21 protein-coding genes, 1 tRNA gene and 3 pseudogenes are annotated in these 26,318 nt (G+C 65.7%); 14 read left to right on the plus strand and 11 right to left on the minus strand.

The features are described from left to right. Positions 1–52 precede the first annotated feature (52 nt). Together AACH40_RS01345 and AACH40_RS01350 are read left to right on the plus strand one after the other, a co-directional pair. Positions 53–1,552 carry an ABC transporter substrate-binding protein gene (locus AACH40_RS01345; protein WP_338643892.1) on the plus strand — a complete coding sequence of 500 codons (1,500 nt, stop codon included), beginning with the start codon at positions 53–55 and terminating at the stop codon, positions 1,550–1,552. Positions 1,553–1,557: 5 nt separating this feature from the next. Further along, positions 1,558–1,995 carry a DUF4112 domain-containing protein gene (locus tag AACH40_RS01350; protein ID WP_338643893.1) on the plus strand — a complete coding sequence of 146 codons (438 nt, stop codon included), beginning with the start codon at positions 1,558–1,560 and terminating at the stop codon, positions 1,993–1,995. Positions 1,996–2,066: 71 nt separating this feature from the next. On the opposite strand, the gene AACH40_RS01355 is transcribed toward AACH40_RS01350, so the two are convergent. After that, entirely contained in the window at positions 2,067–2,222 is a 156-nt protein-coding gene (locus AACH40_RS01355; RefSeq protein ID WP_338643894.1) for a DUF1674 domain-containing protein, read from the minus strand. Between the two features lie 107 nt (positions 2,223–2,329). Between AACH40_RS01355 and AACH40_RS01360 the strand changes: the two genes are divergently transcribed. Continuing rightward, positions 2,330–3,598, plus strand: coding sequence for an RsmB/NOP family class I SAM-dependent RNA methyltransferase (locus AACH40_RS01360; protein WP_338643895.1), 1,269 nt, complete (start codon positions 2,330–2,332; stop codon positions 3,596–3,598). Positions 3,599–3,654: 56 nt separating this feature from the next. On the opposite strand, the gene msrA is transcribed toward AACH40_RS01360, so the two are convergent. Beyond that, complete coding sequence (gene msrA / locus AACH40_RS01365; RefSeq protein WP_169494678.1) at positions 3,655–4,191, minus strand: peptide-methionine (S)-S-oxide reductase MsrA; 537 nt, start codon at positions 4,189–4,191, stop codon at positions 3,655–3,657. 79 nt (positions 4,192–4,270) lie between these two features. On the opposite strand from msrA, the gene AACH40_RS01370 reads away from it, so the two are divergent. From AACH40_RS01370 to AACH40_RS01390, 5 genes are all read left to right on the plus strand, one after another. Further along, entirely contained in the window at positions 4,271–5,122 is an 852-nt protein-coding gene (locus AACH40_RS01370) for a methyltransferase (protein ID WP_338646216.1), read from the plus strand. 45 nt (positions 5,123–5,167) lie between these two features. Next, positions 5,168–6,019, plus strand: a complete 852-nt coding sequence (gene aguB / locus AACH40_RS01375; RefSeq protein ID WP_338643896.1) for an N-carbamoylputrescine amidase — start codon at positions 5,168–5,170, stop codon at positions 6,017–6,019. Positions 6,020–6,060: 41 nt separating this feature from the next. Beyond that, on the plus strand, positions 6,061–6,540 hold the full coding sequence (gene folK / locus AACH40_RS01380; protein ID WP_422394871.1) for a 2-amino-4-hydroxy-6-hydroxymethyldihydropteridine diphosphokinase: 480 nt from the start codon (positions 6,061–6,063) through the stop codon (positions 6,538–6,540). Positions 6,541–6,557: 17 nt separating this feature from the next. Continuing rightward, positions 6,558–6,633 (plus strand) — tRNA-Lys (locus AACH40_RS01385). Positions 6,634–6,960: 327 nt separating this feature from the next. Beyond that, on the plus strand, positions 6,961–7,668 hold the full coding sequence (locus AACH40_RS01390) for a restriction endonuclease (protein ID WP_338643897.1): 708 nt from the start codon (positions 6,961–6,963) through the stop codon (positions 7,666–7,668). Positions 7,669–7,788: 120 nt separating this feature from the next. On the opposite strand, the pseudogene AACH40_RS01395 reads toward AACH40_RS01390, so the two are convergent. Further along, positions 7,789–8,930, minus strand: a pseudogene (locus AACH40_RS01395) (IS3 family transposase). Positions 8,931–9,148: 218 nt separating this feature from the next. On the opposite strand from AACH40_RS01395, the pseudogene AACH40_RS01400 reads away from it, so the two are divergent. From AACH40_RS01400 to AACH40_RS01415, 5 genes and pseudogenes are all read left to right on the plus strand, one after another. Next, positions 9,149–9,606, plus strand: a pseudogene (locus tag AACH40_RS01400) (tyrosine-type recombinase/integrase); the annotation flags it as partial. Between the two features lie 812 nt (positions 9,607–10,418). Beyond that, positions 10,419–10,994: a sensor histidine kinase gene (locus tag AACH40_RS18865; RefSeq protein ID WP_422394916.1), complete on the plus strand. Its 576-nt coding sequence runs from the start codon at positions 10,419–10,421 to the stop codon at positions 10,992–10,994. Between the two features lie 184 nt (positions 10,995–11,178). Further along, positions 11,179–11,910, plus strand: coding sequence for a hypothetical protein (locus tag AACH40_RS01410; protein ID WP_338643898.1), 732 nt, complete (start codon positions 11,179–11,181; stop codon positions 11,908–11,910). A gap of 176 nt (positions 11,911–12,086) precedes the next feature. Beyond that, positions 12,087–12,323: pseudogene (locus tag AACH40_RS18870) on the plus strand (chromate transporter); the annotation flags it as partial. A 49-nt stretch (positions 12,324–12,372) separates the two neighbouring features. Next, a complete protein-coding gene (locus tag AACH40_RS01415) occupies positions 12,373–12,576 on the plus strand; it encodes a hypothetical protein (RefSeq protein ID WP_338643899.1) in 204 nt (67 codons plus the stop codon). A gap of 424 nt (positions 12,577–13,000) precedes the next feature. Here AACH40_RS01415 and cobA read toward each other — a convergent pair whose 3' ends face one another. From cobA to AACH40_RS01445, 6 genes are all read right to left on the minus strand, one after another. Continuing rightward, entirely contained in the window at positions 13,001–13,774 is a 774-nt protein-coding gene (cobA, locus tag AACH40_RS01420) for a uroporphyrinogen-III C-methyltransferase (RefSeq protein WP_338643900.1), read from the minus strand. After that, positions 13,771–16,290: a molybdopterin-dependent oxidoreductase gene (locus AACH40_RS01425; RefSeq protein WP_338643901.1), complete on the minus strand. Its 2,520-nt coding sequence runs from the start codon at positions 16,288–16,290 to the stop codon at positions 13,771–13,773. Before AACH40_RS01425 ends, cobA begins: the two co-directional genes overlap by 4 nt. Next, on the minus strand, positions 16,287–16,628 hold the full coding sequence (gene nirD, locus AACH40_RS01430; protein ID WP_338646222.1) for a nitrite reductase small subunit NirD: 342 nt from the start codon (positions 16,626–16,628) through the stop codon (positions 16,287–16,289). Before nirD ends, AACH40_RS01425 begins: the two co-directional genes overlap by 4 nt. Further along, positions 16,628–19,147 (minus strand): nitrite reductase large subunit NirB, encoded by a 2,520-nt coding sequence (gene nirB, locus AACH40_RS01435; protein ID WP_338643902.1) that lies wholly within the window; start codon positions 19,145–19,147, stop codon positions 16,628–16,630. Before nirB ends, nirD begins: the two co-directional genes overlap by 1 nt. A gap of 271 nt (positions 19,148–19,418) precedes the next feature. Beyond that, positions 19,419–20,681 (minus strand): alginate export family protein, encoded by a 1,263-nt coding sequence (locus tag AACH40_RS01440; protein ID WP_169495155.1) that lies wholly within the window; start codon positions 20,679–20,681, stop codon positions 19,419–19,421. Between the two features lie 74 nt (positions 20,682–20,755). Then, positions 20,756–22,012 carry a nitrate/nitrite transporter gene (locus AACH40_RS01445; protein ID WP_338643903.1) on the minus strand — a complete coding sequence of 419 codons (1,257 nt, stop codon included), beginning with the start codon at positions 22,010–22,012 and terminating at the stop codon, positions 20,756–20,758. Positions 22,013–22,103: 91 nt separating this feature from the next. Between AACH40_RS01445 and AACH40_RS01450 the strand changes: the two genes are divergently transcribed. After that, complete coding sequence (locus AACH40_RS01450) at positions 22,104–23,795, plus strand: bifunctional protein-serine/threonine kinase/phosphatase (RefSeq protein WP_338643904.1); 1,692 nt, start codon at positions 22,104–22,106, stop codon at positions 23,793–23,795. Positions 23,796–24,030: 235 nt separating this feature from the next. On the opposite strand, the gene AACH40_RS01455 is transcribed toward AACH40_RS01450, so the two are convergent. Both AACH40_RS01455 and AACH40_RS01460 read right to left on the minus strand, forming a co-directional pair. Continuing rightward, complete coding sequence (locus AACH40_RS01455) at positions 24,031–25,239, minus strand: ABC transporter substrate-binding protein (RefSeq protein ID WP_338643905.1); 1,209 nt, start codon at positions 25,237–25,239, stop codon at positions 24,031–24,033. After that, positions 25,239–25,817, minus strand: a complete 579-nt coding sequence (locus tag AACH40_RS01460) for an ANTAR domain-containing response regulator (RefSeq protein ID WP_338643906.1) — start codon at positions 25,815–25,817, stop codon at positions 25,239–25,241. Before AACH40_RS01460 ends, AACH40_RS01455 begins: the two co-directional genes overlap by 1 nt. Between the last annotated feature and the right edge of the window lie 501 nt (positions 25,818–26,318).

The following is a 26,318-nucleotide window of genomic DNA, read 5'->3' on the forward strand; positions in this document are numbered from 1 at the left end:
CTAGGCAACCGTGGCGTTGCGGAATTCGTCCGCGCCGCCTAGCACCGGTGCAATGACCGTTTCCCTGCGATCCACCGCAGCGCTACGCCTTGGCCTGACCGGCGCGCTCGTCGGCGCGCTGGCGCTGCTTGCCAGCGGCTGCGGGCGTGCGCGGCACGGGCCGTTCCCGGTGGCGCTGGTGGGGGATGAAGGTGCGTTCCAGACATCGGGCGTGCGCTTGTCGCCCGCCGCGCAAGTGCTGCGCGCGGCCACGGTCGAAGGGCTGGTCGGTTTCGATGCGGAAGGCCGCGTGGTGCCCGCCATCGCGGAACGCTGGATCGTGACCGACGACGGGCAGAGCTACATCTTCCGCCTGCGTGACGGGATCTGGCCCGACGGATCGCCGATCACCGCCGACACCACCGCCGCCGCGCTGCGCAAGGCGATCGCCGCGCTGCGCGGCACGGCGCTGGGGCTGGACCTTGCCCCGATCGACGAAGTCCGGGTGATGGCGGCGCGGGTGATCGAGGTCGACCTCGTGGCGCCGATGCCCGACCTGCTGACCCTGCTCGCCCAGCCAGAGCTTGGCCTGCCGTATGAAAAGCGCGGCAGCGGGCCGATGGGGCTGCGGCGCGATGGCCGGACGGCGGTGCTTGCGCTGATCCCGCCGACCCGGCGCGGGCTGCCGCCGCAGGAGGACTTTGCCGCGCGCAGCCGGCCGCTGCATCTCGAGGTCGAGGACGCGGCGCGCGCGGTCGAGCGCTTCAACGACGGCTATGTCGATGCGGTGCTGGGCGGGCGGATCGACACGCTGCCGCTCGCCGGTGTCGGCGGGCTGACGCGGGGCAACGTCCAGATCGATCCGGTGATCGGCATGTTCGGGCTGATGGTCGACCGCGCCGACGGGTTCCTGGCCGATGCGCCCAACCGCGAGGCGCTGGCGCTGGCGATCGACCGGGCGACGCTGCTGGGCGAATTCAACGTCGGCGGCTGGCAGCCGACCACGCGGATCGTTTCGCCCGACGTGGAAGGCGATCTGGGCACGGTGGGCGAACGCTGGGTGGCGATGGACATGGCGGCGAGGCGCGCCGCCGCGCTCGAACGCGTCACGCGCTGGAAGGCGGCGGGCAATCCCGCGCCGGTGCTGCGCGTGGCGATGCCCGATGGCCCCGGATCGCAGATCGTGTTGGCGCGGCTGACCACCGATTTCGCCGCGATCGGCATCGGGCTGGTGCGCGTAGGCGAAGGCAGCAAGGCCGACTTGCGGCTGGTCGATACCGCCGCGCGCTATGGCCGGGCGACGTGGTTCCTCAACCAGCTGACCTGCGCGATCCAGAAGGCGGCGTGCAATCCCACCGGCGATGCGCGGCTGGACGAAGCGCGCAAGGCGGTCGATCCGCGCCAGCGCGCCGCGCTGCTGGGCGAGGCGGAGGCGGAGATGACCGCCGCCAACGGCTTCATCCCCATCGCGCGGCCGCTGCGCTGGTCGCTGGTGCGCAGCGGAGTCACCGGTTTCGCGCTCAACCCTTGGGGGTGGCATCCCTTGCCGCCGTTCGCCGCCGTTCCCAAATAGGGGGCATGAACGCTTCCGCTTCCGCGACGCCTGCCTCACGCCCGCGTCGCTATCTCCCCGACATGCCCGGCCTTGGCCGCGATCCCGCTTCGGTGCGGGCGCGGATCGAGGCGCTGGAGTTCGTGCTCGAGCGTGCCGTGCAGGTCCCCGGCCTCAAGCGCGCGATCGGGCTCGATGCCATCGCGGGGCTGATCCCGGTGGTGGGCGATCTGGTGACGGCGGCGCTGGGCTTCTGGCTGGTGTGGGAAGCGCGCAACCTGGGCCTGCCGCGCTGGCGGCTGTGGCAGATGAGCGCGAATGTCGCCTTCGATACCGCCGTCGGTGCGGTGCCGGTGGTGGGCGATGCGTTCGACGTGCTGTTCCGTTCGAACAGCCGAAACCTGAAGATCATCCGCAAGCATCTCGACCGGCATCACCCGGCCAGCGGCGTGATCGAGGGCTGAGAAGACGCAGGCGGGGTCGGGCACGCTGGGGCGGGGCAGGGCGAAGCATTGGTAGCCCTGCCGCCGTAATTTCAGAAGTCGATCGCGATGCCGTTCTTTTCCCAGTCGCCGAAGCGGGTGGGGTCGATCCCGTCCGGATCCTCGCCCGGCGTTACCGCCTTGGGCATGGGCGCGGGCTCGTTGGTCCAGTGCTCCGGCTTGGCGAAGCCTGCGGGACGCTGCGTCATGCGCGGCGTCGCAGCGGGGGGCGTTTGCTTGTCCATGCCGTGCGAGATGGTGCCTCTTGCCGGCGGATGCAATTGCCATTTGGGGCAGAGGGGCCGATAGGCGGGCGATGAACGCTCGCTCCCCCGAAGACATTCCCGGCGTCGAGGCGCGCCGCGCCGCCCTGCGCATGCTCGATGCCGTGCTGCGCCGGGGCGAGCCGCTCGACCAGAGCGCGCCGCCGATCCTGCGCGCCATCGAACGCGGCGACGATCGCGCGCTTGCCACCGCCATCGCGCAGGAAGCGCTGCGCTGGCTGGCCGATCTCGACGCGCTGATCGATGGCGCCACCCGCCAGATTCTGCCCGATGATGCCAAGGCGCGCAGCGTGCTGCGGATCATGCTGGCGCAGGCGCTGCGGCTGGGCCTGCCGCCGCACGCGGTGATCGCCACTGGCCTGCCGCTGCTTATGGGTGGGCCGCGCCGGCTGGCGCACGGGGTGTTTTCGGCCGTGCTCAAGGGCGGGGAAGGGCTGCCCGAAGCGCCGAGCCTGCCCGAAGCGGTGGCCGCGCGCTGGCAGCAGGCCTGGCCCGACCGGGTCGAGGCGATTGCCGCCGGACTTGCCGTGCCGCCGCCGCTCGACCTCACCCTGCGCGATCCGGCGCAGACCGCGCAATGGACCGAACGACTGGGCGGAACCTCGCTGATGCCCGGCCACGTACGGCTGGCGCGCGCCGGCGCGGTCGAAGGGATCGACGGCTTTGCAGAAGGCGCGTGGTGGGTGCAGGACCTGGCGGCCAGCGTGCCCGCGCGGCTGCTGGGGGCGGGCGAGGGCCGCCGCGTGCTCGACCTGTGCGCCGCGCCGGGGGGCAAGACGATGCAGCTTGCCGCCGCCGGCTGGAAGGTCACCGCGCTCGACAAGTCGGGGCGCCGGCTCGAACGGCTGGCCGCCAACCTCAAGCGCGTGGGGCTGGACGCCGAGGTCGAGATCGTGACCGCCGACGCGATGCAGTGGCGCCCGGAAGAGATCTACGATGCGGTGCTGCTCGATGCACCGTGTTCGGCCACCGGCACCTGCCGCCGCCACCCCGACGTGCTGCTGCGCCAGCCCGATTTTGCAGGTCTGGAAGAACTGCAGCGCAACCTGCTCGAACGCGCGGCTGGCGCGCTGAAGCCCGGTGGCACGCTGGTCTATGCCGTCTGCGCGCTGGAGCCGAACGAAGGCGAGCGCCAGGCCGACTGGGTAAGGGCGCTGCGCCCTGTGCCGATCCGCGCCGACGAACTGCCGCAGGCCCTTGCGCCGACCGCCGAGGGCTGGTTCCGCGCCGATCCCGGCATGCTCGCAGCGGCAGGCGGGATCGACGGGTTCTTCGCCGCGCGCTGGGTCAAGGCTGCCTGAGCCGGACACCCGCGCACGGCGATATGCTTTAGGCCCTTTTGATCAGGCCCATGTGATCAGGCCTTGACCTTGTTGGCGAAGCTCTTGCGCAGCTTCATCAGCTTGGGCGGGATCACCGCCAGGCAGTAGGGATTGCGCTGGCCTTCGCCTTCCCAATATTCCTGGTGATAGTCCTCGGCCGGGTACCACGTTGCGGGGCCTTCGATCGTGGTCACGATCGTGCCGTCGCGTTCGGCCTGTGCGCGTTCGATCCCGGCCTGCGCCTCGCTGCGCTGTTCGTCGTCCAGCGGGAAGATCGCCGAACGGTACTGCGTGCCAATGTCGTTGCCCTGGCGGTTGAGCTGCGTCGGATCGTGCGTGGCAAAGAAGATGTCGAGCAACTGGGCATAGCTGATCGTGTCCGGATCGTAGGTGACGCGGATCGCCTCGGCATGGCCGGTGTTGCCCGAACAGACTTCCTTGTAGGTGGGATCGGCCTTGGTGCCGCCGATATACCCGCTCTCGACATTGCTGACGCCGATCACGTCGCGGAAAACCGCCTCGGTGCACCAGAAGCAGCCGCCTGCAAGGACGGCCGTTGCTTGTTCGCTCATGCGCTTTATTCTCCTGAATTGGCCCGAAGATAGGCATCGATCCCGTGCTTGTCATCGGTCCCCAAGGAGAATCCCCGTGATGCGCCGTTTGAGCCTTGCCCTGCTTGTCGCCGTTGCCGCCGGCAGCCTTTCCGCCCCTGCGCTGGCCGATGGCACGCCGAAGGCCGGCGCGGCGATCGATCCCGCGCTGGCCGCCGCCGTGGCCGATCCGCTGCGCAAGGACGATGCCGCGCGCGACGTCTATCGCAAGCCCGACCAGACGCTCGCCTTCTTCCGCGTGGGGCCGGCGATGAAGGTGGGCGAATATGCTCCCGGCGGCGGCTGGTATTCGCGCCTGCTCGGCATCTATCTTGCGCCCAAGGGCAAGCTCGTGGGGCTGTTCGGCGATGCCAGCGGCGCCAGTGCAGAGCGGCAGGCGGGCATGCAGGCGGCCGTGGCGAAGTTCCCGGCGCAGGTGGCGGGATGGGCGGCGCAACCCGCCGAAAGGTTCGGCGCCTTCTCGCTGGGCGCGGTTCCGGCGGGCGAAAAGGGCACGTTCGACCGCATCCTGCTGATGCGCGCGATGCACAACCTGCTGCGGTCGAAGACCGCCGACAGCGAGCTTGCGACGATGCGCGACCTGCTCAAGCCCGGCGGCATGATCGGGATCGAGCAGCACCGCGCCAAGGCCGATGCGCCGGATGCCTACGTCGATGGCAGCAAGGGCTACTTGCGCGAAGCCGACGTGATCAAGGTGATGGAAGCGCACGGCTTCGCCTTCGTGGGCCGCAGCGAGGCCAACGCCAATCCGAAGGACCCCGCCAACTGGCCCGACGGCGTGTGGACGCTGCCGCCCTCGCTCGATGGGGCAAAGGACGATGCGACCAGGGCGCGGCTGCAAGCCATCGGCGAGAGCGACCGCATGACGCTGCTGTTCCGCAAGCGGGACTGAGCGCGAAGATTGAATTCGTGGCCCCGGACGCTTAGGTCCGGGCCCATGACCAGCATCACCGTCGCCGCCCTCCAGCTCGCGCTCCATGCCGACGAGCAGACCAACATCGCCGCCGTCGCCGCGCTGGTCGAACAGGCTGCGGCAAAGGGGGCGCACGTGGTGCTGCCGCCCGAGCTGTTCGCCGGGCCGTATTTCTGCAAGCATGAAGACGAGGCGCTGTTCGCGCTCGCCCATCCGCTCGACGAGGATCCCTCGGTCAAGGAAATGCGCAAGCTCGCCAAGGCGCTGGGCATCGCCATCCCAACCAGCTTCTTCGAGCGCGACGGCCACCATTACTACAACACCCTGGCGATGATCGGCCCGGATGGCGAGGTCATGGGCGTCTATCGCAAGAGCCACATCCCTGACGGGCCGGGCTACGAGGAGAAGTTCTATTTCCGCCCCGGCAACACCGGGTTCAAGGTGTGGGACGTGTTCGGCACCCGTATCGGCGTGGGCGTGTGCTGGGACCAGTGGTATCCCGAATGCGCGCGCGCCATGGCGCTGATGGGGGCGGAGCTGCTGTTCTATCCCACCGCGATCGGCTCCGAACCCTATGACGCGAGCTTCGATACCAGCCGCATCTGGCGCCGGGCTATGCTGGGCCATGCCGCTTCGAACTGCATGCCGGTGATCGCCGCCAACCGCATCGGCACCGAAGAGAACGACCAGCGCTTCTACGGCCACAGCTTCATCGCCAACCAGTGGGGCGATTTCCTGGCCGAATACGGCGCCGAGGAAACCGGGACGCTTGTCGCGACGATCGATCTTGCCGAAGCGGCCAAGCACCGCGCCGGCATGGGCTTCTTCCGCGACCGCCGCCCCCAGCTCTACGGCCGGCTCGCCGAGGATATCTGACGCTGGAGCGCCAGCGCTACCTGATCGCGCTCGGCTCGAACGTGCGCCATGCGCGCCACGGCGCCCCGCGTGCCGTGCTGCGCGCGGCGCTGGGGGCGTTGGGCGAGGCGGGGATCGCGGTGGTGGCCGCATCGCCGGTGCTCGCCAGCGCGCCGCTCGGGCCTTCGCGCCGGCAATATGCCAATGGCGCGGCGGTGGTCGAAGCGACGCTGGGCCCCCGCGCGCTGCTCGCGCTGCTGCAGCAAATCGAGCGCGATTTCGGCCGCATGCGCCGGGGACAGCGCTGGAGCGCGCGCACGCTGGACCTCGACATCGTGCTGTGGAGCGGCGGCGCGTGGGCGGACAAGGCGCTGACCATCCCGCATCCCGCCTTTCGCGAGCGCGACTTCGTGGTGCGGCCCGCCGCCCGCATCGCCTGCAACTGGCGCGATCCCGCCACCGGTCTTGCCCTTAAACACCTCTCCGCCCGCTTGACCCGCAAGTCCCGCGCCCCTAGTGCCGCACGACGCCGCGCGCCTTGACGGCGCGAGACACGCGCGGGCCCTTAGCTCAGTCGGTAGAGCAACTGACTTTTAATCAGTAGGTCGCTGGTTCGAATCCAGCAGGGCTCACCACCTTTTCAATGACTTAGACGTTAAATTGGCGCATCGCGCCGGTTGCCCTGACCGCCGGGGCATCACTGGGGCATCAGCCTATAAATTAGGAATGGGGTCTCTCAATCAGCGGGTCGTAGGTTCGAGCCCTAGTGCGCTCACCATTTTTCAATGACTTAGATGTGGGATTAGGCTGCCACCCTTGTGCAGGGCACCCTTGGGACGTCAGTCCCTTTTTCAGCAGCATCGTACATATTCCATCGCGGCAGTCGCCCCCCCTGAAGCTGCTGGTCTGCTGGGAGTGCGGAAGTTATTGAGATAAGTGCACGCGCGAGAGGAGCATCATTCGTGGCAACCGACTGGAAAGGTTATCAGGAGGAAACTGCCGAATTTTTTCGTTCGTTGGGCCTATCCGCCTCCACAGATGTGACATTGAAGGGGGTGCGGACCTCGCATGACGTCGATGTCCTTGTGACGATTGATGTAGCCGGATTTTCGGTGAAGTGGATTGTCGAATGCAAGCACTGGAAAGATCCGGTCAACAAGCTTCATGTCATCGCTCTCAGGGAGATTGTAGCCGACCTCGGAGTAGATCGAGGCATCATCTTATGTGAGGTAGGATTTCAGTCTGGTGCGTTTGAGGCCGCCAATCTTACCAATGTGCAAGTGAGTTCGCTGGCCGAACTTTCAATCGAATCGAAGGATGCGATTGCGTCTGCCCGGCTCCGGGACCTCTTCGACCGCACGGAGTCGTGCCGGAACAGGTACTGGGACATACCCAAGAGCATACGTATCGATGCGGGGCTGCGGCCCGACATCGGTGACATAGACGTTTACAGCGGCGCGTTCGTGACGGAAGTGACGGAGAAATATCTCACGCGCGCTTTTCGCGGCATGTTTCCAATCCCCGTTGATGCATTCGACACCATAAGACTTTCTCGCCCGCTGCCGGAAATTTTGGCGAACCACGGTGAAGTGCTAGCGGCGTTTGAGCCTATCATCTTGGAATTAGAAGAAAAGCTAAACGCCGCCGAGGCAGCGATGAAAAGTGGGTAACGCTTTGTACCGGCTTGGCCCAATGACCGCCATTCTTGGACGTTCTGCTCTGACACGAAGGGCGTCAACTGTGAAAGCAGAGGACCTACAGTGCCGCCGCCCTGAGTAGCCCCTAGTTTTCTAGACGCCTTCCGCTTTCAAAATCTGCCGCCGTTCGAACTCGGCGGGCGACAGCATCCCGTTCCTGACTTGCTTGCGCACCGGGTTGTAGAACATCTCGACGTAATCGAACACGTCCTGCCGGGCTTCCTCGCGGGTTTTGTAGGTGCAGCGGCGGATGCGCTCACGCTTGAGCAACGAGAAGAAGCTCTCGGCCACAGCGTTGTCGTGGCAGTTACCACGTCGGCTCATCGAGTGTTCAAGATTGTGAGCCCGGATGAAGGCAGCCCAGTCCATGCTGGTGAACTGCGAGCCCTGGTCCGAATGGACCAACACCCGCTGCTTCGGCTTGCGCCGCCATACCGCCATGTGCAGCGCCTGCAGCACGACATCGGTGGTCAGTCGGCTCTGCATCGACCAGCCTACCACGCGGCGCGAGTAGAGATCGATCACGACCGCCAGATAGGCAAAGCCTTCCAGGGTGCGGATGTAGGTAATGTCTGTCACTCAGGCCCGATCTGGCGTCGCTACATCGAACTGGCGATCCAGAGTGTTGTCGACCGCCAAGGAAGGTTTGCCGCCATAGCTGCCAGGCCGACGCTTGTAGCCAACCTGGGCCCTGATACCCGCGAGCCTGGTCAACCGCGCAACGCGGTTGGGGCAGCAGGTCTCGCCGTGATCCAGAGGGTCATCGTGCAGCTTGCGGTAGCCATAGACCTTGCCGCTGTCGTTCCAGGCTTTGCGGATCAGATCGGTCTGCCGGGCATCTTCTCGAGCCCGCTGGCTCAGCGGGCTCTTCTGCCATGCATAGAAACCACTGGGCTGGATGCGCAGGCACCGACACATCGCCCGAACCCTGAACTGGTGACGATGCTCGGCAATGAACGCGTATCTCACTTTGCATCCCTGGCGAAATACGCGGTGGCTTTTTTTAGGATGTCGCGCTCCTCGGTCACCCGGGCCAGCTCGCGCTTCAACTGGCGGATCTCGGCATCCTTGCTGGCTTCGCCGGACACCACCTTCGCAAGCTTACGCTTCCAGGCATACAGCGAGTGCTGGCTGACGCCGAGCCGCTGCGAGACCTCGGCTACAGGATATCCGCGTTCGGTGATCTGGGCCACCGCATCACGCTTGAACTCATCACTGAAATTGGGCTTCCCCATCATCGCCTCCTGTCCTCAAAATTAGGATCGAAGGCGTCTAGAAAACTAGGGGCTACTCAGTGTGCCGCTGCATCCAATCATCAGGATGTTCCGCCATGAGGATCGCATCGGCGCTCAGGCGATCATGATTGCGCGCCCGCTCGATCCAACCGCGTCGGATTAAGGTCGCCTCCCTTTCAAAAGTGCGCTTGGCCACGTGCGGCGATTGTGACCGCGTAAAGCTCCGTGGCTGCGACCTCGTGCAGATGAAAATTGGCGACATTGTTAGCGGTGGGCAGATCCGAACGCGGGCTATCCTGATGCAGCAGAAGACAGGTCGTCCAGTTCAGTTCGAACTGCTTCCCGATGCCCGGGCCAGTCTGCTGGCCTGGCTCGAGCAGCGTGGCGGCACAGTGGACGATTACGTCTTTCCAAGCCGGGTTGATCACAATGGTCACCTCAGCACCCGCCAGTACGCCCGGCTGGTCGACGAATGGGAAACGGGGGTTGGCCTGATACAAAGTGAATATGGCACCCACTCGTTGCGCCGAACGAAGGCATCGATCATCTACAGGGCGACGGGCAATCTGCGCGCCGTCCAGAGCCTGCTCGGCCATAGCAAGATCGAGAACACGGTCCGCTACCTTGGAATGACGTGGAGGATGCTCTTGCCCTCGCCGAAAATACCGAGATCTGAGCCGTTGGCTCCTCGCTGTTGGCGGGGAGCCAACTTCGACGTTGCTGGGACTTAGCTGCCGGGTGCGCCTTACACGCCGAACGTCAAGTTCCGCTAAGAGCCGACATCCAGCGCCCGCACCGCCACGCGGACGTACATAGGTGACGAGCTGAAGTAGTGGAACCGGTTGCGCATCTTGGCGAGCTATCGCCGTCCTGCCGACGAGCCACCTTGCATTGACAGTCCGTGCGGCGAGTTCCTTATTGAGTCGTCACAGGAGACCGATCCTGCTACCCCTACACCGCTAGCAGAGTGATCTGGCAAAGCTGCTCTTGCATTGCTGGTCATTACCGGACCAGACGTCTGCCTCGAGAGGATTTTCTATGGTGCAAGGCGCTTATCCCTTGGCCGAAATGACGTCTGGCGGGCTCGGTTTTGCTATTGTCCTGGCTTCTCCGACGCCACTCCTCTTGTTGGACAACTCTTTCACAATTCGCGCCGTGAGCGGTTCATTCTGCCGATCGTTCAACCTTGATGCGGTTGCCGTCGTGGGTCGCACTCTTTTTGAGATCGGACGCGGGGAATGGGCGTTGCCGGTCCTCATAGACTCTCTGGAAAAGACGTTGGCGGGCAGTAATGCAGTTGCTCCTTGCAGGATCGAAATTCCGTCTCACGGCGGTGTTCATCACGTCATCGTCAACATCCAGCGGCTAACATTTGGTCCTCGGCAGGAAAATTGCCTCCTTGTTGGAATAGCAGATTTAACTGCTGCGCGCCTCCTAGATGAAGAAAAAGACGAACGCATCAGAGACGGGCAGGTTTTACTTCAAGAAATGCATCATCGCATCGGAAATAGCCTTCAGATCATCGCCAGTACGCTCATGGTTGGATTGAGGGATGTTCATTCAGACATTGCGAGGCAAAAGCTCCAAGAAGCACATCAACGGGTCATGGCAATCGCTCGTTTGCAGAGACATCTTACGCAATCTTCTGCCGAGGGTGTTTCGCTAAACATCTATTTAGACGACCTCTGCACGAGCATTTCTGCCTCAATGATCCAAGCCTCAAGCTCTATTCAATTGAAGGTCAAAGTCGACGATTGTTGCGCGAGCGCTGACCATTCAGTTGCAATCGGCCTGATCGTAACGGAGCTTGTAATAAACGCCCTTAAATACGCTTTCCCTTCACCGGGCAAGGGCCGCGAGATCGTCGTGGAATTGCAATCTAACCCCGAATACTGGGACCTTTCCGTCGCGGACAATGGGGCCGGCAAAGCACTGAACTCCAAACCTGGACTCGGCACCAGCATCATCCAATCCTTGGCTGCCCAGTTGCACACCACCATCGTAGTCGCCGACAATGCACCGGGCACTCGAGTAACTCTTCATCATGATGGTCCGCTCCAGTAGCGAAAGCTTTCAATTAGAGCGTACCCAGTGAGCTCAATGGCGACGCTTAGTCGGAAAGACGAAAGCGAGGAAATAGGTTCACCATTGAATGCAGCACGATAGTCACCACATGGAGGTGACCGGCCGCATCATCCGAGCAGCCTCCGGCAGAGAGATAGCGCCTCCCGCTCGCACGGAGCATATCATGACCGGACAATTTGGCCCCGGCTGGCCCCCTTCGTCATTTACAGCTTTTACATCGGCAGCAGATGAAGGTCGAAACTGGTCTTCTGCGGCGAGGGACGAACTGGATCGGGCATGGGAAGCAGGCCACGGTAGACATCTCCCTCCCCCTCGTGAAATCACGGTGATCGAAAGGCGTGTGCTTGCACAAGAACGTATTCTGCAGGCCCTGATCGGACATCTCGCGGATGAAGTTCCTGAGATCCTTAATCAGATGAAAGAGCGGTTTGCTTGCGGCCAAAACATGGGGGATCACGAGAAGGAGTTCGCTTCGACCGAACGTTACATCCAGGACTTCATTGGCTCCATCGAACGTGAGGTCGCGCGCCACCATGCAGCAAACACTTCCGCTTCGAAGGGAACTGCGATGACAACCAAAGCTGACCTAATGCGGCAGCGCAATGATTCGACGTGCGAAGAACGCGTCGTTCTTGCACTCGAGGATATCGCCGATTTGCTTAAGGTCGTCATCGATAAAGTCGGGCCGAGACCTGAATCAGCAGCGAAGAATGGAGAATCAGGCACGTCAAATAGCAGCTGGGAGAATGAGGGCGGCGCCTTGCAGCGGGAGGATCCCCTTCCCCCTGAGATCGAGAGGCGAGTTACCGAAACATTCCACGTTGGGCCGTACCGTTACACTCATCTCAAAGATGCAATGGAACAAGTGCGGAGGGGACGGCACCCACATAGATAATGTGAAGTCGGCCTCTGAATTAAATCAACCGTTCTTGTGCTGCACCGTTAAAATTCTGAAGGTGGTTCCGCATCTGACAAATTAAACACAGCCTATGCTCATAGCATTAGGCGGGCTTGCGTTTCTATTGGTAGCCTCGCACCCCGCGCTCGCGAGCACGACTGGTCCCGCAGTGGATCGACGATCCGACCTTACTTGCCGGGTACGGCGCCGCGCAGGCGGTGCCGGGCCCGCTCTTCACGTTTGCGGCCTTTACTGGATTCCGCGTCGCTGGTCTCGTCGGTGCGGCCATCGCGCTGGTCTTCATTTTCCTGCCGGGGCTGTTGCTGGTCTCGGGGCTGCTTCCAGTGCAGGAGTCGATCCGCGACCATATTCTGGCGCAACGGGCGTTGGCAGGGGTCAATGCGGCCGTCATGGGCATTCTCCGCCGCCGCGATCTACGATCCGCTCTGGGCAACGGGCGTGCAGTCCAAGGCCGACATCGTCATCGTGCTGGCTGGCTTGTTGCTTCTGTTGCGCTGGAATGTGCCACCGCTTGTGATTGTCGCCCTGGCCGAGCTGCGTGAGATCTTAGAGCGCTGGGTTTATCAGGTAGCGGATTATCGAGATTGGCAGCTTGAGCAGATTGCTGAGTATGGTGCCGATGGCGCGGCTGGGTCATCGTAATGCAGGCAATCTATGATTGAATCTGCCATCGCCGCAATTCCTGCCGTTCCAGCGGCTGAATGGCCTCGTCAAAACCAGTCGTTCATTCATCGTGAGAGGGTGATGCGGGAAAGACTGGGGCTGGGGCAAAGCAGCCATTGATTACCAATGCTTCCAACCTCCGGATAAACCGAAACTGGACATTCGATCAGTAGTGTAGCGACTCTTTCATACTTCCAGACTGCAAACGCTGGCGCTTTTTGATGGCTTGAGCCGAGCATGAAGGAAGAATCCGATTAAAAGTTAACAGGCTTGCTTTCGACAGTTTCTAAGGGTGTCCAAGAACAGAACGGGCAACCCACTCCGAATTTTTTTGGAATATTCGCACCACATCGAAGGCACGTTGCAACATCGAGATGTCGAATTAACCGTCCGAGCAATCTTTTCATGCTTCGAGTGCCCTTCGTGCCGCCTCGGCGCACCGCGACGTTCTCTCCAGAGCTTGGCCGATGAGCAGCAACGCTGGTCCGTCACCTAGTGCCGTTCGCGCGGCCAGGGGCAGCAGGTCGAGCCGAGTATGAAAACGCTGCTCGATCGGAAGGCTGGCGTTTTGCACCAGCGCGACCGGCGTTTCACCCGGCAAGCCAGCGCGGAGCAGCCCGCGCGAGACTGCTTCCGCGGCAGCCTTGCCCATATAGACGGCCACCGTTGCCTGTGGATCTGCGAGTGAACTCCAGTCGAGATCGAGAGTTTCGCCGGCTCGGGCGTGGGCGGTGACAAACGTAAGCTTGCGAGCCAATCCACGCAGGGTGAGCGATGCGCCGAGCGAGGCAGCGGCGGCGCTGGCCGCGGTGATGCCGGGGCAGATCGAGACGGCAATGCCCGCCGCGCGGCAAGCGTCGAGTTCCTCGGTGGCGCGTCCGAAGATTGCCGGATCGCCGCCCTTCAAGCGGACGACGCGTTCGCCGCGCAGCGCAGCTTCGACGATGAGGCGGTCGATGGTTGTCTGGTCCTTCGAGTGGCGTCCGGCCCGCTTGCCAATATACACCAACTGCGCCGTGGGTGGAGCAAGCGCGAGCACGCCTTCGCCGACCAGTGCATCGTGGAAGATCGTTTCGGCGCGGGCGATCAGGCGCTCGGCCTTGCGAGTGAGCAGTTCGGGATCGCCCGGTCCTGAGCCGACCAGCCATACGCTGCCTTGCGGGAAATCGTCGTTCACGCCGCCTTCTCCTCGGATGATGGGGTGATCGTTGCGAGCAGCCGGGCGATCGCCGGGCGGCATGAACCGCAATTTGTGCCCGCTGCCGTGGCCGCGCCGATGGCAGCGACCGTGCACGCGCCACCGCGCGCTGCCGTCTCGATATTGCGCGCACCAATGCCGTGGCAGACGCAGACGATCGGGCCGGGATCGGGCGCGGGCGAGGCGGGGCGAGCGGCAAGGAGTTCCGCCGGTGCCGCTTGCCCGAGGCCGACTTGCGTGGCGATCCATTCGCGCGGGGGAAGCGTGCCACGGCGGGTGACGTAGAGCGCGGCGGCAACGGTGCCGTCCGGCGCGAGCACGACCACGCGGCGCATGCCGCGCGTGGCGTCGGCCACTTCGATCCGCTCACCTTCGGGGAGCAGCGCGTCGACGTCGACGCTGCCTTGCCCGGCAAGTTCGGTCAGCCAGCCCTGCGTCAGGCGCGAGGCGACCCAGTAGGCGAGGCCTTGCGGGCGGCTCGCTTGCGCCGAGACGAGGAAGCCGCGCCAGTCGACCGTGACCGGTTCGATCCGCGCGGCGCTGTTTTTGAAGCCGGGTTGGCCGGACACGGGGTCAACCTCCGGCGCGACGAGGCGGTTGCTGCGACCCTCGCCGGCCATGGCGTCGGTCCAGTGCATCGGCACGAAGATTTCGCCACGGCGCTGGCCGGGGTCGAGCGCGACGCGGAACACGGCGCTGCCCTGCGGCGTGACGACGCGCGCCAGCGCGCCCTCGGCGAGGCCTGTTACCGTGGCGTCTTCGGGATGGACTTCGAGCAGCGGCTCGCGCCGGTGCTGCGAAAGCCTTGGGCTCAAGCCCGTGCGGGTCATCGTGTGCCATTGGTCGCGATAGCGCCCGGTGTTGAGCCGCAGCGGGAAGGCGGGGTCGAAGCGCGCCTGCGCCGGCCTTGCGGGCACGATCTTCGCATCGGTCGGCAGGGCCTGTGCGCCGCCCCACTGGAAGGGTTCGAGCGCGTCGTATTGCTCGTCCGACAGCGCGGCGTGGGCCGAGATGTCGAGCCGCTTGCCGCGCGCCGCAGCCAGCGCGGTCATCGCGGCATACTCGCGGAAGACCTCGGCGCTGCTGTTCCAGCCAAAGGCCGCGCCGTGGCCGAGCCGGCGGGCGACATCGGCGATGATCGCCCAGTCGGCGCGCGCCTCGCCCGGGGGTGCGAACAGCGCGCGCTGGCGGCTGACGCGGCGTTCGGAATTGGTCACGGTGCCGTCCTTCTCGCCCCAGCCGAGCGCGGGCAGGCGGATGTGGGCGAGGCGAGCCGTGTCGGTATCGGCGATCACTTCGGAAACGATCAGCGTTTCGACCTTGGCGAGCGCCGCCCGCACGAAGCCGGCATCGGGCATCGACACGGCGGGGTTGGTGGCCATGACCCAGAGGAAGCGGACCTTGCCTGCATCGATCGCGCGGAACAGGTCCACCGCCTTGAGGCCGGGGGCGGTGCAGAGCCGGTTGGTCTTCCAGAAGGCGGCGACGTCTTCGCGTTCGTCTTGCGAAAAGCCGAGGTGGCAGGCGAGCGTGTTGGCGAGGCCGCCGACCTCGCGCCCGCCCATCGCGTTGGGCTGGCCGGTCATGCTGAAGGGGCCGGCGCCGGGCTGGCCGATGCGGCCGGTGGCAAGGTGCAGGTTGATGATCGCGTTGCCCTTGTCGGTCCCGCCGGTCGACTGGTTGGCGCCCATGCTGAACAGCGTGACCATGCGCGGGGACGCAGCGACGAGATCGACCAGCGCGGCAAAGTGCGCGGCGGGAATGCCCGGATCGCAGGCGAGCCCGTCCCATGCATCGACCTGCGCCAGCCCGCGTTCGGCGAGCGCGTGGAGCAGGGCGTTGAACAGCGCGGTATCGCCGTCGGGCGCGATGGCGATGTGCAGGTCGGCCTGCTCGGCGGTTTCGGTGCGGCGCGGGTCGATCACGACGATCCGGGTGCCGCGCGCCTCGCGTGCCGCCTCGATCCGCTGCCAGATCACCGGATGGCACCACGCGGTGTTCGAGCCGACGAGGAGGACGAGGTCGGCCTCCTCGAGATCGGTGTAGGAGCAGGGGACCAGGTCTTCGCCGAAGCTGCGGTTGTGCGCGGCGACCGCGCTCGCCATGCACAGGCGGCTGTTGGTGTCGATGTTGGCGGTGCCGACGAAGCCTTTCAGCAGCTTGTTGGCGGCGTAGTAGTCCTCGGTCAGCAACTGGCCGGAGACGTAGAAGGCGACGCTGTCCGGGCCGTGGCGGTCGATCGTCGCGCGCATCCGTTCGGCGACGAGATCGAGCGCGCTGCCCCAGTCGGCGCGCTTCTCGCCGATCATCGGATGAAGCAAGCGGCCTTCGAGGCCGACCGTCTCTCCTAGGTGCGTGCCCTTGGAACAGAGCCGGCCGAAGTTGGCGGGGTGCGCCGCGTCGCCCCGGATCGTCACCATCCGGGGCCCCGTGACTTCGGCGCGGATGCCGCAGCCGACGCCGCAATAGGCGCAGGTGGTGCGGATTTCGCTCACGCCGCGCGCTGGCCCAGCACGGCGGCGCGCAGCAGGTAGATGCGCCCGGCATCGACCTTGAGCGGGATGACGGGGACGCAGCCTTTGTCCTCGCCCTGCGCCTCGCCAGTCTTGAGCGAGATGTTCCAGTTGTGCAGCGGGCAGGTGACGACGCCGCCGTGGACGATGCCCTGGCTGAGCGGGCCCTGCTTGTGCGGGCACTTGTTGACCAGCGCGTGGAGGCCGCCGTGCTGGGTGCGGAACACCGCGATCTCCTCGCCGCCGACGACCGGCAGGGTGCGGGCGGTGCCGGGGGCGATCTGGTCCACCGGGCCGATATCGAGCCAATCGCCAACCATCATGCGTTCTCCATCTGAAGGGGGCGCACCTCGGCAAGGTGCTGGTGGAGGTCGGCATGCGCGCCCGCGGCGCGCGCCGCCCAGGGATCGTCCTGGCAGAACAGCTGCGAATGGCGGAACCGCGCGGCGAGCCGGGTAACGCTGTCGGGATCGTCGAACAGCCCGGCCTTCACATGATCGAGCCCGACCCGCTCGATCCACGGCGCGGTGCGTTCGAGGTAGTGCGCCTGTTCACGGTAGAGCTGGATGAAGGCGGCGCAGACGTCCATCGCCTCGGCCTCGGTCGCGACCTTGCACAGCAGGTCAGTGGCGCGCACCTTGATCCCGCCGTTGCCGCCGACATGGAGTTCGTAACCGCTGTCGACGCAGACCACGCCGAAGTCCTTGATCGTGGCTTCGGCGCAGTTGCGCGGGCAGCCCGAGACGGCGATCTTGAACTTGTGGGGCATCCACGAACCCCAGGTCATGCGCTCCAGCTTGACGCCGAGCCCGGTCGAATCCTGCGTGCCGAAGCGGCACCATTCGCTGCCGACGCAAGTCTTCACCGTGCGCAGCGACTTGCCGTAGGCGTGGCCCGAGACCATCCCGGCGGCGTTGAGATCGGCCCAGACGGCGGGCAGGTCTTCCTTTTTGATGCCGAAGATGTCGAGCCGCTGGCCGCCGGTCACCTTGACCATCGGCGCGTTGTACTTTTCGACCACGTCGGCAATCGCGCGCAGCTCGCGCGGGTTGGTGAGGCCGCCCCACATGCGCGGGACCACCGAATAGGTGCCGTCCTTCTGGATGTTGGCGTGCATCCGCTCGTTGACGAAGCGGCTCTTCTGGTCGTCCTCGTATCGCCCCGGCCAGGCGCAGAGCAGGTAGTAGTTGAGCGCCGGGCGGCACGAGGCGCAGCCGTCGGGCGTTTTCCAGTGCAGTTCCTGCATGACCTGCGGGATCGCCTTGAGCTCCTTTTCGAGGATCAGGCGGCGCACGTCGTCGTGGCCGAAGCTGGTGCACTTGCACAGCGTCTTCGGGCCCGACTGGACCTCGTCGCCGAGCGTGATCGCCAGCAGGCTTTCGACGAGCCCGGTGCACGAACCGCAGCTTGCCGAGGCCTTGCAGGTGGAGCGGACGGCATCGAGGCTGCACGCGCCACCCTTGATCGAGGCGACGACCTGGCCCTTGGAAACGCCGTTGCAACCGCAGATTTCGGCATCGTCCGAAAGGGCGGCAACGGCGGCATTAGGGTCCAGCGAGGGCCCTCCATTGGCGAAGGCCTGGCCGAAGATCAGCGCCTCGCGGATGGGGGAGATGTCCTCGCCCTTCTTCAGCAGATCGAAGTACCAGCTGCCATCGGCGGTATCGCCGTAGAGCACCGCGCCGACGAGCTTGTTGTCTCGCACCACCACGCGCTTGTAGATCCCGCGCGAGGCATCGCGCATGACGATGTCCTCGGCCCCGTCGCCGCCCGAGAAGTCGCCCGCGCTGAACAGGTCGATGCCCGATACCTTGAGCTTGGTCGACGTGACCGAGCCCGCGTAGCCGGTGGGCTGCTCGCAAGCCCCCTCATCCCTGCAAGCGTTCTCGGCCAGCGCGCGGCACATGTCCCACAGCGGCGCGACGAGGCCATAGCACTGGCCCCGGTGCTGAACGCATTCGCCCACCGCCATGATCGCCGGGTCGCTCGTCACCATGTGGTCGTCGACGACGATGCCGCGCTCGACGGCAAGGCCCGCTGCCCTGGCGAGGCCGGTCGCGGGGCGGATGCCGACCGCCATCACGACGATGTCGGCGTCGAAGGTGCGCCCGTCCTTGAGCTTGACGCCGGTGACGTGGCCGTTCGCGCCGGTGATCTTGGCGGTGTCGCCGCCGGTGACGATGGTCTGGCCGCGCCGTTCGAGTTCGCTCTTGAGCAGGAAGCCCGCCGCTTCGTCGAGCTGGCGTTCCATCAGCGTGGGCATGAGGTGGACGACCGTGACCTTCATGCCGCGCAAGGCGAGGCCGTGCGCGGCTTCCAGACCGAGCAGGCCGCCGCCGATGACCACGGCAGAACCGCCCTTGTCCGCTGCCGCCAGCATCCGGTCGACGTCGTCGAGATCGCGGAAGGTGACCACGCCATCGAGATCGCGGCCGGGCACCGGGATGATGAACGGGTCTGACCCGGTGGCGATGAGCAGGCGGTCGTAGGGCTCGACCCGGCCCGATCGCGTGGTGAGGGTGCGGGTCTCGCGGTCAATCGAGACGACCGGATCGCCCGAGACGAGCGTGATGGCGTTGTCGGCGTACCAGTCGGCGCCGTTGATGAGGATGTCCTCGAACGCCTTTTCGCCCGCCAGCACGGGCGAGAGCATGATGCGGTTGTAGTTCACCCGGGGCTCGGCGCCGAAAATGGTGACATCGAAGCGGCCGCAATCGCGGGCGAGGATTTCCTCCACCGCGCGGCAGCCGGCCATGCCGTTGCCGATCACCACCAGGCGTTCGCGGACCGGGGCGGTCGCGGGGGGATGCTTTTCGAGCACTGTCGTCGGGGCGTTCACGGGATTTCCCTCTGGCAGATGCGTGAACACGAAAAAGCCGCCCGAACGCATCCCGGTGAAGGGAGGTCTGGGCGGCGACTTTGCCACGCAATGTTGATGGTTCAGGCGGCGCTCGATCACCCTTCGTTGGGTGGCGCTTGTGCCTTCGAAACAAAGGCTAACCGATTCGGGGCGGTCAGCGCAAGCGGCATTTTGCAGTGCAGCAATGGAAAGTGGTGCGGTGTAAGCGGAAAGCGGTCTTGTGGCGAACCGCTTTCCGCTTCATGCAGGATCAGAAGGCGTAGTCCGCCTCGAGCCAGAACTTGGTGGTGTCCACGCCGAAGCCCTTGGCCTTGTAACCGGCATACTTGGCGAGCAGCGCGACCTTGCGCACCTTGAACCCCACGCTGGCGTCCCACTCCTCGCCGTATTTGACGTGGCCGATATCCGAATGGAAATCGTGCCAGGTGACGTTGAGTGTCAGGCCCTTCGCCTTGGGGAATGCCTTGGCAAGCCCGGCGTAGACGTCCTCCAGCCCGGCGGCGGGGGTGGTCAGGAACAGGTCGGCCCAGCCGTTGAACTTGTGCAGCGTGGCCATCGGCGTCTGCAGCGCGATGGCCTTGCCCGAACTCGTGTCCGAGCCGAGCTTTTCGTAACCCCCGGTCGCGGTGAAGCCATGCGCGGCAAGAGCGGCCTCGGCATTGACGTAGTCGGCATGGAAGTGCGCCGGGTTGTCCTTCCACCCTTGCTGCCGCGCGTAGCTTCCGACTAGGTTGAGCTTGGCCTTTTTGCCCAGCGGCAGCGCGGCGGTGGCGCGCAGGCCCCAGGTCTGCGTGTCCGCCAGGGTGACGGCGAGCGGGCCGACCTGCTCCTTCGCATCGTAGTCGAGCAGGTAGGCAAAGCCCTTGACCGTAACCGGACCCTGCCTGACCCCGGCCTGGAGGAACCAGAAGTCGCCGTCGTAGGCGGTTCGTGGCCCGGCGTCGTGGCCGTAGATCGTGCGCTGGCCGCGGGCATACGTGACGTCGGCCATGACCGGGCCCAAGGTCGCTTCGCCGCGCACCGCGTCGAAGGTCTGCTCGTTCTGCCGCCACGCGACCGAACCGACCCAGCGCTGGTCGTCGAGGTTGATGCGCTGGCGGCCGATGGTCAGGCCCAGCTGCTTGGTGCGGTACTGGACCTGCAGGCGGTTCAGCTCGACGTTGGCCGGGTCCGGCACGATGGCGTAGGCGGGGCGCGCCTTGGCCGGCACGAAGGCGAGGCCGTTGAAGTGGTCGCCGATCTCGAGCGTGCCTTCGGCTTCGGCAAGGAGCGAGAGGTGCGACGGGGCGTGGCGAAGCTCGAACCCGCTGCGCAGGCGCAGGGTCACGGCGTCGGCGTCCCTGGCCGGGGTGTCGACGCTTTCCCATCGCAGGCGGGCATCGACGATCGGGTCGAAGGTCAGCGTGTCGGTGACCGGCACCGGGTCTCCGAAGGTCCTGGGGGCGGCGAGCGCGGGCTGCGCGAGAGCGAGCGGCGCCGCCAGCGCGGCCGCGCCGAGAGTGAAAGTCTTCATGTCCGGAAATTCCCTCATGGTGGGGCCGGGGTGGTTTCGTGCCCACCCCGGTCGCCCGACGTCAGCACATCACATCAGATGCGGGCACCCGACAGGGCGGCGCCCCAGGTGGTCCGCCAGCGGCTCTTGACGGCGGTGAGCCCGGCCAGCGCCACGATCGCCAGCGCGGCGAAGATCATGAAGCCGATCGAGGCGCTGCCGGTGGCCTTCTTGATCGCGCCGAGCGAGCTGGCGAGGTAGAACCCGCCAAGGCCGCCGCCGAAGCCGACGAGGCCGGTCATCACGCCGATCTCCTTGCGGAAGCGCTGCGGCACCAGCTGGAAAACCGCGCCGTTGCCCACGCCCAGCGTGCCCATCACCGCGACGAACAGCGCGACCGCGATGGCAAGGCCGCTGGTCGCGACAATGGAAATCACGCCGAGCAGCACGGCGGCGACCACGTAGACCACGGTGAGCGTGCGGATGCCGCCGAAGCGGTCGGCCAGCGCACCGCCCATCGGGCGCAGCAGCGAGCCCATGAACACGGCGGCGGCGGTGCAGTAGCCGGCGATCACCGGGGTGACGCCGAAGCTGTCGGCATAGAACGTCGGCAGCGAGCTGGACAGGCCGACGAAGCCGCCAAAGGTCACGAAGTAGAACAGCATGAACCACCACGCATCGGCTTCCCTGAGCACCGAGGCGTAGGCGGACAGTGGCTTGGGCGCGGGCTGGTCGGGGCTGTCCTTGGCGGCGACCAGATAGAAGGCGAAGACCGCGATCAGCGGGATCAGCGCGAAGCCGAAGACATTGGTCCAGCCATAGGCCTTGGCGAGCAGCGCGGCGAACAGCGAGGCGAACACCGTGCCCGAATTGCCCATGCCGGCGATGCCCATCGCCTTGCCTTGGTGCTCGGGCGGATACCACCGGCTGGCGAGCGGGAGCGATACGGCGAAGCTCGCCCCGGCAAAGCCGAGGATCACGCCGAGCGCGAGCGTGCCCTGATAGCTGGAAATGCCGAAGTGCCAGGCGACGAACAGCCCGGCGATGACAACGATCTGGCTGATCGTGCCGGTAAGCTTGGGACCGATGCGGTCGACCAGCAGGCCGTTGATCAGGCGGATCACTGCGCCAGCCAGCGTCGGAATGGCGACCATCATGCCCTTTTGCGCCGGGTCCAGCCCCAGCTCCTTCGAGATGATCGGCGCCAGCGGGCCGAGCAGGACCCAGACCATGAAGGCCATGTCGAAATAGAGGAACGCGGCAAGCAGCGTCGGGCTGTGGCCGGATTTCCAGAAGCTGGTGGTAGCGCCCTTGGGCGCGGGGTTAGCGGATGGCATGGCGAGCGTGGCCATAGGTGGTCCTCCCTGCACTTGACGAGTGATGGATTGGAACGATCCTCACGCACGCGGGCGACGTGCCCGGGCGCAAGGGGCTGAAACGAGTATGCGGGACTGCGGGGAACTGGTTGTTGCGGCTGGCTTTTTCAGTGCGACCGGACCGCGAGCCGACAACCAGGACTTCGGTGGCGTGCACCTCGGCAGCGCGACTGAGCGCGCCCGCCACGGCATCGTCGCGGCGGTTGCCGACGGCGTCAGCGGCGGCAGGCAGGGCCGCGCCGCGGCAGAGCTTGCGGTGCGCGCGCTGGTCGAAGGCTTCTACGCGCTGCCCGAAACGCTGGGGCCGGCGCGCGCGATCCGGCAGGCCATGGGCGCCTACAACTGCTGGCTCCACGCCCAGGGCCGGGGCGAGAGCATGGCCAACAGCGGCACGACGTTCACGGCACTGGCCCTGCGCGGGCGGCAGGCGCACGTCGCGCATGTCGGCGACAGCCGCGCCTGGCGCTTTGCGGCGGGACGGCTCGCCTGCCTCACCACCGATCACGTGCGGCCCGAGCCCGACCTCAACCACGTGCTGATCCGTGCGCTGGGGCTCGAGGCCGAACTGCGGCTTGATCACCTTACGCTGGAAATTGCCGAGCGCGACCGCCTGCTGCTCACCACCGACGGCGTGCACGCGGTGCTGTCGGCACCCCGCCTCGCCGCGATCCTTGCCGAGAACGCGAGTGCCGAGGCCACGGCGCAGCGACTGGTCGAAGCGGCGCTCGCCGCGGGAGGCCGCGACAATGCGACCGCGCTGGTGCTCGACGTGGTGCGCCTGCCCGCGCCCGACCACGAGGGCATCCTCGCCGAAGTGTCCGGGCTGCCGTTCGTCGCGCCGCCGGGTGTTGGTGACACGATCGACAGCTTCCGCATCGAGCGGACCTTGAGCGAAGGCCGCCACGCCGTGCTGCTCGTCGCGACGGACGAGGAAGACGGCGAGCAGGTGGTGCTCAAGTTCCCCCGCCGCGAGATCCTGTCCGACCACGCGCTGCGGCTGGCCTTCGCCCGCGAATTGCTGCTTTCCCGCCGGGTGGCGAGCCCCTTCGTGCTGGCGGCGAGGCCGGTGCGGCCCGAACGGCAGAGCGGGCTCTATTCCGTGCTGCCGCTGCTGGTCGGGGAAAGCATGGAGGCGCGCCTGGGGCGCGGACATCCGCCGCTCGAAGAGGCGCGGCAGGCGGCGATCGGGCTGGTGCGCGGACTTGCCGCGCTGCACAGGCTCGAAGTCGTCCATCGCGACGTGAAGCCCGAAAACGTCATGCTGACCGGCGAGGGCGGGGTGAAGCTGATCGACCTCGGGGTGGCGCGACTGCCGCGGGTCGAGGACTTCCATCCCGACGAGATCCCCGGAACGCCGGGGTTCATGGCGCCCGAACAGTTCGACGGCAACGCAGGCGATGCGCTGACCGACCAGTTCGCACTGGGCGTCACACTCTACCGCTGGTTCACCGGCAAGTGGCCCTATGGCGAGCAGGAAGCGTTCCAGCGCCCGCGCTTCGGCATCGCGCCGGCGCCTTCGCGCTACCGGCCCGAGATCCCAAGCTGGCTCGACGCCGCGATCCTCGCGGCCATTGCCCCAAGGCGCGAAGATCGCTTCGGCGACGTGGTGGAGCTGCTCCGTGCGCTCGAAAGCGGTGGGGCGCTGGGCCTTGCCGCCGCGCGTCGCCGGCCGCTGATCGAACGCGATCCGGCGCTGTTCTGGAAGTGCACCAGCGCGCTGCTGGCGGCTGCCCTTGCCGCCTCGCTGCTGCTGCGCTGATCGCACTTCGATGCCCACGCCGGGTTGGCTCCTGCTGACGCGCAACGCAAAAAAGCCGCCTCGACTTGGCCGGAAGGGCCAGATCGGGCGGCGACGTTGCCACGCGTTGTTGATGCTGTGCACGACCGGCCTGCGGTGCGCCCCATCGTCGGGACACGGCCATCGTGCATCCCAAGGCTAAGCGATTCGCACCGGCGAGGTAAAGCGCTTTTTGCGATGCAGCATCAGATCGGCATCAGGGCAGGGTGGCGAGGTATCCCGCAAGATCGGCCGGATCAAACACTCCGCCATCGAAGAAACGGTTGCTTTCCAGAGTCATGCGCCCCTGCTGCGTGCCGACGACGGTGGTCCCGGCAAGGCTGCCTTCGACCTTGGAACTCGCCCCCGGGAGCGGTTCCGCGCTGCCTACCAGTGCGCTGCGGTAGACATCGGGACGGAACACGCGGGCCGCCTTGCGCGCTTCGTCGGGCACGATCGCGCCCTGCTCCCAGCGCACCATCTGGGTGTAGAGCCACTCGGCCTGGCTGACCCACGGGAAGTTCGCCGCCTCGCGGTACTGGAACATGAAATCGGGGAAGGGCACGATCGCGCCGCCCTTCGCCAGCATCAGCTGGTCCGAGATCGCGCGGTGGATCAGCTCGGCGCTGCCGTCGAGGTATTCGGGCCGGGCGAGGATCGCGGCGTTGGCGTCCCAGTTCGCCGGATCGACGAAGTGGCGTGCGGCGCGGATCAGTGCGCGGACCATCGCCTCGACGTCGCTGCGGCGTTCGTCGACCAGCCGCTCCTTCATCGCCAGGACCTTCTCGACCCCGCGCCGCCAGATCTGCGCGGTGACCATCACGATTTCGCCAGCGCCGCGTTCGACCGCCACGCTGTTCCACGGTTCGCCCACGCAGATCGCGTCGACTTCGCCGGCATCGAGCGCATCAGCGCAAAACGGCGGTGCCACAGTGGTTATCTCGATGTCATGGTCGGGGCGGATGCCGCTGGCTGCCAGCCAGTAGCGAAGCATGTAATTGTGGCTCGAATGGCGGTGCACGACGCCGAAGCGCAAGCGGCCGCCCGCGGCAAGGCGCTCCTGCGCGACCTGTCGCAGCGTGGCGCCAGCCTTAACCGGATCGGCAAGCTGGCCGGGCGCGGTCAGGCGCCGGGCGAGATCGGGCCGCATCGTCAGCGCATTGCCGTTGAGCCCAAGCACGAACGGCACCGCCAGCGGCTGCGCTGGCCGGCCCCGCCCGAGCGTCACTGCGATGGCGAGCGGGGCGACCATGTGTGCAGCATCGCTGTGGCCATAGAGCAGGCGGTCGAGCACGGTCGCCCAGCTCATGTCGCGCACCAGCCGCAGCGACAGGCCCTCGGCCTCGGCAAAGCCATGCTCGCGGGCAAGGATCGGCAGGCAGGCATCGACCAGCGGCAGGAACCCGATGGTTATTTCAGCGGGCATCAGGCGCCTCCCATAAGCTCGTGCGCGGTGACCACCGCCTCCGCGATCTCGGCGATCCGCCGGCCCTGGTTCATCGCCGTCTTGCGCAGTTCGGCATAGGCCTGCGGTTCGGTCAGTCCGCGGCTGTCCATCAGGATGCGCTTGGCCCTGTCGATCGCTTCGCGTTCGGCGAGCTGCCCCTTGGCTTCGGCAAGGTCGGCCTGGAGGCGGGCAAATGCGTTGAAGCGACGTACGGCAAGGTCAAGGATGGGGCGGATGCGATGGGGGGCGAGCCCGTCGACGACGTAGGAGGATACGCCTGCATCGATCGATGCCGCGATCGCCTCGTCGTCACTCTCGTCCACGAACATCGCAATCGGTCTCGCAAGCGCGCGGCTCACCGCGAAATATTCCTCGAGCACGTCTCGCGACGGGTTCCCCAGGTCCATGAGAACGATATCGGGATCGATCTCGGCGATCCGCGCGACGAGCGCCGTACGTTCAGTAACGACGAACAGCTCGCAATCGTCGAGCGCGGCCAGTCCTTCACCGATCACGGCGGCGCGGGAGGCACTTTCATCGACGATCGCGATGCGCATGGCACCTATTGGACTGCAACAGGAGTGGTTGGCAATCACTGACACCACAGACGCTCTGCTGTGTTGCAATGACGGGTTCTGGCCTACACGGACCCGCATCCTGCATGGAAGGATGACTGGCTTTTGTCGGGATCTGTCGGTTCAAGCGGCGCGTAACCCGACGACCGCATGCGCCAACATAGCTGTCGTTGCGAGGTCAAAATCAGCTCCCTGAAAGCGGTTCTACGTTCGCATCACGATGATGACCGACATTGTGCGGGAAGCTGAACTGCGGGTTTCGCAGTGAGATCGGCGAAAGCTCCCTTACGCAGATGACTTGCAATGGATGGGTCCTCGGCTCGAGTGCTAATGCGTCCGCACGAGCCTGCGAAAATACAGTAACTTGAAGCGGTCTGCTAGACATGCCGATCAGGCTCGATCGCTCGGTCTAATATTCTGTCTAACTAAAAATCCGCCAATACAGCGGTGGAAAAATCGGCGCATCGTCAGGCCGATTCATGG

The organism is Novosphingobium olei (genome assembly GCF_037076535.1).
GTDB classification, from domain to species: domain Bacteria; phylum Pseudomonadota; class Alphaproteobacteria; order Sphingomonadales; family Sphingomonadaceae; genus Novosphingobium; species Novosphingobium olei.

What these genes read in the sequence shown, in the direction of transcription:
- AACH40_RS01345 (WP_338643892.1), top strand. Translation starts at nt 53, where the DNA reads ATGACCGTTTCCCTGCGATCCACCGCAGCGCTACGCCTTGGCCTGACC.
- AACH40_RS01350 (WP_338643893.1), top strand. Translation starts at nt 1,558, where the DNA reads ATGAACGCTTCCGCTTCCGCGACGCCTGCCTCACGCCCGCGTCGCTAT.
- AACH40_RS01355 (WP_338643894.1), bottom strand. Translation starts at nt 2,222, where the DNA reads ATGACGCAGCGTCCCGCAGGCTTCGCCAAGCCGGAGCACTGGACCAAC.
- AACH40_RS01360 (WP_338643895.1), top strand. Translation starts at nt 2,330, where the DNA reads ATGAACGCTCGCTCCCCCGAAGACATTCCCGGCGTCGAGGCGCGCCGC.
- msrA (WP_169494678.1), bottom strand. Translation starts at nt 4,191, where the DNA reads ATGAGCGAACAAGCAACGGCCGTCCTTGCAGGCGGCTGCTTCTGGTGC.
- AACH40_RS01370 (WP_338646216.1), top strand. Translation starts at nt 4,271, where the DNA reads ATGCGCCGTTTGAGCCTTGCCCTGCTTGTCGCCGTTGCCGCCGGCAGC.
- aguB (WP_338643896.1), top strand. Translation starts at nt 5,168, where the DNA reads ATGACCAGCATCACCGTCGCCGCCCTCCAGCTCGCGCTCCATGCCGAC.
- AACH40_RS18865 (WP_422394916.1), top strand. Translation starts at nt 10,419, where the DNA reads ATGCATCATCGCATCGGAAATAGCCTTCAGATCATCGCCAGTACGCTC.
- AACH40_RS01410 (WP_338643898.1), top strand. Translation starts at nt 11,179, where the DNA reads ATGACCGGACAATTTGGCCCCGGCTGGCCCCCTTCGTCATTTACAGCT.
- nirD (WP_338646222.1), bottom strand. Translation starts at nt 16,628, where the DNA reads ATGGTTGGCGATTGGCTCGATATCGGCCCGGTGGACCAGATCGCCCCC.
- AACH40_RS01440 (WP_169495155.1), bottom strand. Translation starts at nt 20,681, where the DNA reads ATGAAGACTTTCACTCTCGGCGCGGCCGCGCTGGCGGCGCCGCTCGCT.
- AACH40_RS01445 (WP_338643903.1), bottom strand. Translation starts at nt 22,012, where the DNA reads ATGGCCACGCTCGCCATGCCATCCGCTAACCCCGCGCCCAAGGGCGCT.
- AACH40_RS01450 (WP_338643904.1), top strand. Translation starts at nt 22,104, where the DNA reads ATGCGGGACTGCGGGGAACTGGTTGTTGCGGCTGGCTTTTTCAGTGCG.
- AACH40_RS01455 (WP_338643905.1), bottom strand. Translation starts at nt 25,239, where the DNA reads ATGCCCGCTGAAATAACCATCGGGTTCCTGCCGCTGGTCGATGCCTGC.
- AACH40_RS01460 (WP_338643906.1), bottom strand. Translation starts at nt 25,817, where the DNA reads ATGCGCATCGCGATCGTCGATGAAAGTGCCTCCCGCGCCGCCGTGATC.